The organism is Streptomyces sp. SID13666 (assembly GCF_010548325.1).
GTDB lineage: Bacteria > Actinomycetota > Actinomycetes > Streptomycetales > Streptomycetaceae > Actinacidiphila > Actinacidiphila fildesensis.
In genome coordinates this window covers 24,295-30,294 of the sequence record NZ_JAAGLX010000070.1, presented here as the reverse complement: position 1 = coordinate 30,294, position 6,000 = coordinate 24,295, and the positions used below count along the sequence as shown (strand labels likewise).

Below are 6,000 nucleotides of genomic sequence, written 5' to 3'. Positions count from 1 at the left end.
CATCGCCACACGCTTCGACAAGACACCCGAGAGCTACCTCGCCGGACTCGAACTCCGCGCCTCGATGATCTGGATCGACGACCTCCTACGAGCAACCCACTGATCACGACATCACACAGGCCCTAGTTGGCCCGTCTGGCCAAGTAGGGCGCCCAGTAGGCCCTGAAGGTCGGGTTGGCACGGGGCGGCCGCAAGGCTGTCATGAGTCGGCAGCGGTGATGGCGGCGCCAAGCAGAGTGCGACGAGCGGGGATGGAGTGCGCCGCAGCGTCGATGAGCAGGAATGCAGGCATCGTTTGCGGAGACGCCATGCGCCCGCACGCAGAGATAGTGATGATCACTCCGGTGAGGCGGGGTGCTCAGTCGTCGGCGATCTGCAGGGCCAGCGCGAAGTGCTCACCGTCCGTCCCTGCGAGCAGACTGTCGAACAGTGGGGTGAGTCCATTCACCGCGCCGCATCCGGCGTCGTGGTTGGTCCACCATCTGGCGGACGATCCGAGCAGGGACACCACCCGGTCCGCCGCGCGCTCGGCAGTCTCGACGGGCAGGTGCCGGTAGCTCGGCCAGACCAGGTCGACGGCCGTGACCTGGGCCAGGAACGAGGCGGCTCCGCGCGTCTCCACCGCTTCCAGAGCGGCGCAGATCTCCGGGACGGACGGCGGGGCGTACCCGGGCAGGAAGCGCCGCCAGGCATCGTCCGCCGCGACCGCGGCCAGCAGCGTGCGGATCCGGACTGCCAGCTCTGGCAGGTCGGGTTCCGGCTCGGTGAACCGCCCAGCCGCCACGTACACCCGCATCGGCGTGGACAGCTCTGCCATGCCGGCTTCCAGCTCGGCCAGAACCCCCATGGACCTCACGGAATGATTCTGCCCTACGGCCCGGTGTGACTTAGCGCTTCAGATGGCCACTGTGCACTTCAGTTGGCCAGCTGGTGCTCAGCATCGGTCGTGTGGCGATGCCGTCAACGATCGCAAACCGTGATCACATGCCCCGACTCCGCTCGGCGCCCTCCCTGCCGGAAATATCGGGCACGGGAAGCCAAGCTTGAACTGTCTCGTCCCAACGGAGGCGGTGCCCCCACAGTTCTGGGCGACGTACGTCCAACTCGATCAGCGCGAGTCGTGCATCATCAGTTGTCGCCGAGTCCAGTTCTACGGTGATACCCGCGTGGGCACGCCGCAGGCCAACGACCAGTTCATCTCGCTGCCGCCCGCGCCATCGCCGCGTAGCCCTTTCGATGGGCAGTGTCGTTCCGATGCGTTCCCCGAGTTTGGTCGCAACCGCTGTCACGAACGGACCGAGCGTCGCCGCAATGATCACGGCTTCCGGCACGCTGTCTGCCACAGCAGCGTGCTCGCGCTGTGTCGACGGCACTCGCCTGATCAGCAGCTCGGCGTCGTCCACGACGGTGGACGGCAATCCCCAGAGCGGGTGAGCGTGACCAGGCCGGCCCACAACACCATCTGCTCGTGGTGGTCCGCGCGGCGCTCGTGGTCGCGGTTGAGCCTGCGGGCCCGTGACAGCCAGCCGAGCGTGCGCTCCACCACCCACCGGCGCGTGAGGACCACGAACCCCTTCTGCCCGTCTCTTCATTGCACGATTCGAACGGTCACCCCGTGCCGGGCGAACGCCTCGGCAACGGCTTGGCCCTGGTAGGAGCTGTCGGCCCACACCAGCTTCAGCAACCGGCCCGGTTCCCCCATGAACTTCTCCAGTAACTGCGGCGCGGCGGTGGAGTCGTGCACGTTGGCCGGGGTGACGCTCACCTAGAGCAGCAGGCCGCAGGTGTCGGTCAGGATGTGGAGCTTCCTGCCGTCGCGCAGTTTCCCGCCGTCATAGCCGCGGCTGTCGGCGGCGACGGTGTCCGCGCCGTCCACCGACTGCGCGTTTTTGACCCCGGCAGTGGGTTCCGCGGCACCTCCCTGGCGTTGGTGTTCGACGCGCCGCAGGCGCTGGTAGAGCTCGCGCGGGTACCCGTGTCGGCACCAGCGGCGGAAGAAGTCGTACACCGCCCGCCACCAGGGAAAATCCGTGGGGACGGCACGCCATTTCGCGCCGTTGTCGACGACGTAGCGCACCGCGTCGAGCATCTCGCGGTGGCAGAACGCCTCCGGGCGCCCACCGTGGCCCTCCAGCCAGGCCGGCACCGGCATCGACGCCCGGACCTGGTCCCACTCCGCGTCGCTCACATCGGTGGGACACCGCTGGGCACGCCGGACGACAGGGATCGCCCCGAACTGGTGCACGTAGCAGTCACACGACAGAGGGGCCGGGTTGGATCCGGGCGCATCACAAATGGTCAACTGGGATGGCAGCGGGCCTCCTTGGACGAGCGGGTGTCGACAACCATGTCTCTACCGAGGAGCCCGCTCTTTCATGCCCACCCCGCCACCAGCAGCTACGTGCGAGAGATCACCCACCCCGCGCTCCTCGAACATCGCACGAAAGACCACCACGCTCTGAAGCGGCCGAGCGTGAGCTGCTGCTGGCGGAACTGGGGGAGTAGCCCGCTGGCCCTGCTCGCTTCGCTCGTCTCCGTCCACGGCCCGGGTTCTGCAGGCTGGGGCCATGAGCGATGACACGAACACGACGCGGCCGGTGCTGTGTGCGCGCCACCACACCTTCACCTCCGACGCTGGCCAGGGCCAGGTGTGCCGGGAGCGACGCCGACGCGAAAATTGAGAAATTCGTGCAGGTCAGGCTGCCTCGATGGGTTCGAAGCGGATGGTGAGGCCGAGGCGGTTGGCCTCCTTGGTCATCCGGCGCATCGCGCGTTCGGGGTCGCGGCGGGTGACGTAGTCGGCTCCCAGGTCGAGGTAGTCGGTCTTGTCGTGCGGGACGTGTTAGATCGCGATGGCGAGTTTGTGCAAGACCGCGACCAGGGCCCGTAGGCTGCCGCGGCGCGATGCGACTCGGTGGTAGTACGTGCTGAGGTAGGTGTCCTTGCTGCGGTTCACGGACATCGCGGCGACGCCGAGTATCCGTTTGAGGTTGCTGTTGCCCGATCGGTTCCGGCTGGATTTGTTGACGCCGGCGGATTCGATCATGCCGGGACAGACCCAGATCCAGTAGGTGAGGTGTCCGGCGGTGGCGAAGTGGGCCGTGTCGCCGCCGGTCTCGGCGATGATGATTTCGGCGGCTGCGCGGCCTATGCCGGGGATGGTGTCCAGCCGGTCCACGTCCTGATCCCTGCCCGGACGGGCCAGGAGCGCGGTGATGCGGTGTCGAGATACCCGGCCACGGCGGTCAGGTGGTCGATCTCGTCGAGGTAGTGGCGGCACATGAAGGCGTGGTGTTCGGTGAAGGTGCCCTCCAGTGCCTCGGTCAGGGCCGGGATCTTGCTGCGGGCCCGGCGCACGGCGAGGTCGGCCAGGGCCCCGAAGTCGCGTTCCCCCTCGATCAGCGCGTTGATGACGGCTCGTCCGGTGGCGCCGGTGATGTCGCTGATCACCGAGGACAGTTGCATCCCGGTGTCCTCCAACTCCTTCTCCAGCCGCTGGGCCTCCCGCCCCCGGGCTGCGAGCAGCCAGGCCGAGAGCCGCTGGATCATGGCCGCGGTGGTCTCGAACCGCTCGGTCCCCAGCGACCAGGGCCCTGCCCTGGCCCTGCCCGGGATACGGCCGGGGTGCGCACGCAGGCCACCAAGAACCGCTTGCCCAGGTCCAGCCCCGCCGCCCGCACATAGATGACTTCGTCCTTCACGGCCTGCCTGGCCATCACCGCATCCCTTCCTCGCGCACCGATCGGGCGGGTGCCCGCAGGGATCCGGAAGTCGCTGAATCTGACACGCGCGTTCCGGGCCGTGGCGCAAACCGAAGTCCGTTAGCTGATCCCCATCGCCCTCCTGTCGGGCGAACTCACCGGCATCAAAGAGCCATCGGCTTACCGGGCACCCGCCCTATTTTCCCTCCACCGAGGAGTCAAGCGCAGCGGCCTGGCGAACCTGTCGGGAATCTTGGTCCCTGACCTCCGCGAAGGTCTCAAGGACCTCTCCCGGCAAATGCCGGGCCATGATCCCGGGAGATGGCGGGTGCGGGTTGGGGATGATGCGGGACTCTGCCCACACCCTGTCCACCTTGCTAAGGAGGCAGGGGAGCGAGCGGGTCCCGTCTGGCCCGAGAGTTCAGAAACAGGCACAGACGCCGGGAGCGAACGGATGCGAGAGATGGGCTGGTCCGGGAAATGGTGTTGTCGGATCGCGGCAGCATCTGGCAGGCTCCTGCGCATGACGATGACAAAGGCGGGCTCCGCCCTCTCCTGGTGAGCGCCGTACCGAATCCCCAACGGATTCCTTTCAGCTGCACATTCCGCCGGACCGACTTCCCGAACGAGCGCCCGCTCACTGTCGATGAGCGCCTGTCCGTGGCACACGCCGTACGTAACGAATGGCTGGGCCACGGTCTGTGCACGCTGCCGGCCGACCGGGCCGGAGCCGAGGACGCCGTCACCGGGCTGTACCAACTGATCGGTGAAGCCAGACCACGGTTCAGCTGGATCACCTCCCCGGCGGCCGCGCCGCCCGTACTGGCCGCCGAGCGGCAGCGCTTCCATCCGCCGAGATCGCAGGCCGCCGCAGCGCTCGGGACCGGGACCTGGACCGACCAGACGGTGGGCGCCCGACTGGCGTACTCACGGTCGGATCTGCGTGAGCGCCTGGACGTGGCGACCGGCCATCCGCACTGGCGGCGGACCAGGGACCCCTGGCTGCAGCCGGCGCGGGCCATGACGTCTAAGGACGCTCTCGAAACCGGTGCCCCGCTGCATACCGTCCTTGAGGCCACCGTGCGCGCGTCGTTGCAGGTGTTGCTGGGCGACGCGCTGCCTGCGGCGATCCGGACGGCGATGCTTCCCGCCAGGTCCGAATGGCTTGCGCAGGGCAACTACGGTCAGCACGACGCGTACTGGCTGTCGGCCTATGACGTGCACGCGCGTACCGAGTCGGCCCGCTATCGCGACGGCGATGTGCACCAGCTCGGTCTGTGGGCCGCGCTGGTGCGCTCAGCAGGCTGGTGGTGGCCGGGCGAAGGGCTATGCGTCATGACCGAACGGCCGGCCGAGGTGCACACCGAGCCGCTGCCGAACGGCCGGCACGGCGAGCTGCGACTGCACCATGAGAGCGGGCCCGCAGTGCGGTACGCGGACGGCGCCGAGCTGTATGCCCTGCACGGCACTCCCGTACTGTCCTGGGACACCGCAGCGGTTGCTGGAGGGCGGGCCGGAGGAGATGGGCGGTAGGGTGCGGGGCGCGGTGGTGCGCCGCACGCGATGGGCGTGAACGCCACGATCGTCGCGTTCACCCAGGGCGGGATCGGTGACATCACTTCTTGGCGGACCGAGGTCCCACGCCCTGGCCACCTCGGGGAAGCAGAATGTGCGTGCGGATGCGGTGCTGCGGGCGCAGGAGGCCGGGCTGCCGCTGCCGCTGCTGATGCTGGAGATGGACATGGGCACCGAGCCGGTGCAGGGCGTGGCGGACAAGCTCGCCGCATACGCTGCCTGCTACCGACGCCGCGTCAACGACCCGGCCACGCCGGGCACCTGGCCCTCACGCCGGACCGGCGAGACCACGACCGTGCCGTACTGGCAGACGCACCGTCACTCGTTCCGGCCAGCCGCCGTCCCGCGTGCCGGGCCAGCGGCCCGGGTTCCTCGCCTGCACCGGCAGCGTTGGCTGGTCCGGGTCCCAGTCGCGCGCCGCCAGCTCGGCCCGCACCCCGAACGCCACCAGCCCGTTCCAACGTGTCGGCCAACTCGCCGGCCTCGCGCAGGTGCGCCCGGTACATCGCCCACTGCGCCCGCTTCGCTGCGGCTTCCCGGCCGGGCAGACCGTCGCAGTCCCACTGCGCCGACGTCGACAGCGCCCGCGGACTGGCCCGCTCGGCCTTGAACAGAGGCCGCATGTCGGCGAGCTGCTGCTTGGTGGCGCCGCTCCAACTCCAGCCACACGTGGTGGGTCTGCCAGCGCATGCGCGACAGCAGCCCGTCCGGCGAGCGCACCGAA

7 protein-coding genes and 1 pseudogene are annotated in these 6,000 nt (G+C 68.8%); 2 read left to right on the top strand and 6 right to left on the bottom strand.

The features are described 5' to 3' along the window. Nucleotides 1-358: 358 nt before the first annotated feature. The 6 genes and pseudogenes from G3I60_RS41190 to G3I60_RS41160 all read right to left on the bottom strand — a co-directional run bounded on the left by G3I60_RS41190 (nucleotide 359) and on the right by G3I60_RS41160 (nucleotide 3,549). Nucleotides 359-847, bottom strand: a complete 489-nt coding sequence (locus G3I60_RS41190; RefSeq protein WP_239070936.1) for a hypothetical protein — start codon at nucleotides 845-847, stop codon at nucleotides 359-361. Nucleotides 848-980: 133 nt separating this feature from the next. After that, nucleotides 981-1,403 carry a hypothetical protein gene (locus G3I60_RS41185; RefSeq protein ID WP_164299044.1) on the bottom strand — a complete coding sequence of 141 codons (423 nt, stop codon included), beginning with the start codon at nucleotides 1,401-1,403 and terminating at the stop codon, nucleotides 981-983. Further along, a pseudogene (locus G3I60_RS46980) lies at nucleotides 1,382-1,765 on the bottom strand (transposase). The gene G3I60_RS41185 and the pseudogene G3I60_RS46980 overlap by 22 nt, the downstream one beginning before the upstream one ends. Further along, entirely contained in the window at nucleotides 1,766-2,188 is a 423-nt protein-coding gene (locus G3I60_RS41170) for a transposase (RefSeq protein ID WP_164299038.1), read from the bottom strand. 654 nt (nucleotides 2,189-2,842) lie between these two features. Then, the gene (locus G3I60_RS41165) at nucleotides 2,843-3,178 is read right to left on the bottom strand and encodes a transposase (protein WP_164299036.1); all 336 of its coding nucleotides are present in this window, start codon (nucleotides 3,176-3,178) and stop codon (nucleotides 2,843-2,845) included. Further along, complete coding sequence (locus G3I60_RS41160) at nucleotides 3,148-3,549, bottom strand: hypothetical protein (protein WP_164299034.1); 402 nt, start codon at nucleotides 3,547-3,549, stop codon at nucleotides 3,148-3,150. Before G3I60_RS41160 ends, G3I60_RS41165 begins: the two co-directional genes overlap by 31 nt. An 812-nt stretch (nucleotides 3,550-4,361) precedes the next feature. Here G3I60_RS41160 and G3I60_RS41155 point away from each other — a divergent pair. Next, entirely contained in the window at nucleotides 4,362-5,234 is an 873-nt protein-coding gene (locus G3I60_RS41155) for a DUF6745 domain-containing protein (protein ID WP_164299032.1), read from the top strand. Between the two features lie 76 nt (nucleotides 5,235-5,310). Beyond that, nucleotides 5,311-5,886, top strand: a complete 576-nt coding sequence (locus G3I60_RS47175; protein ID WP_164299030.1) for a replication-relaxation family protein — start codon at nucleotides 5,311-5,313, stop codon at nucleotides 5,884-5,886. The last annotated feature ends 114 nt before the right edge of the window (nucleotides 5,887-6,000 follow it).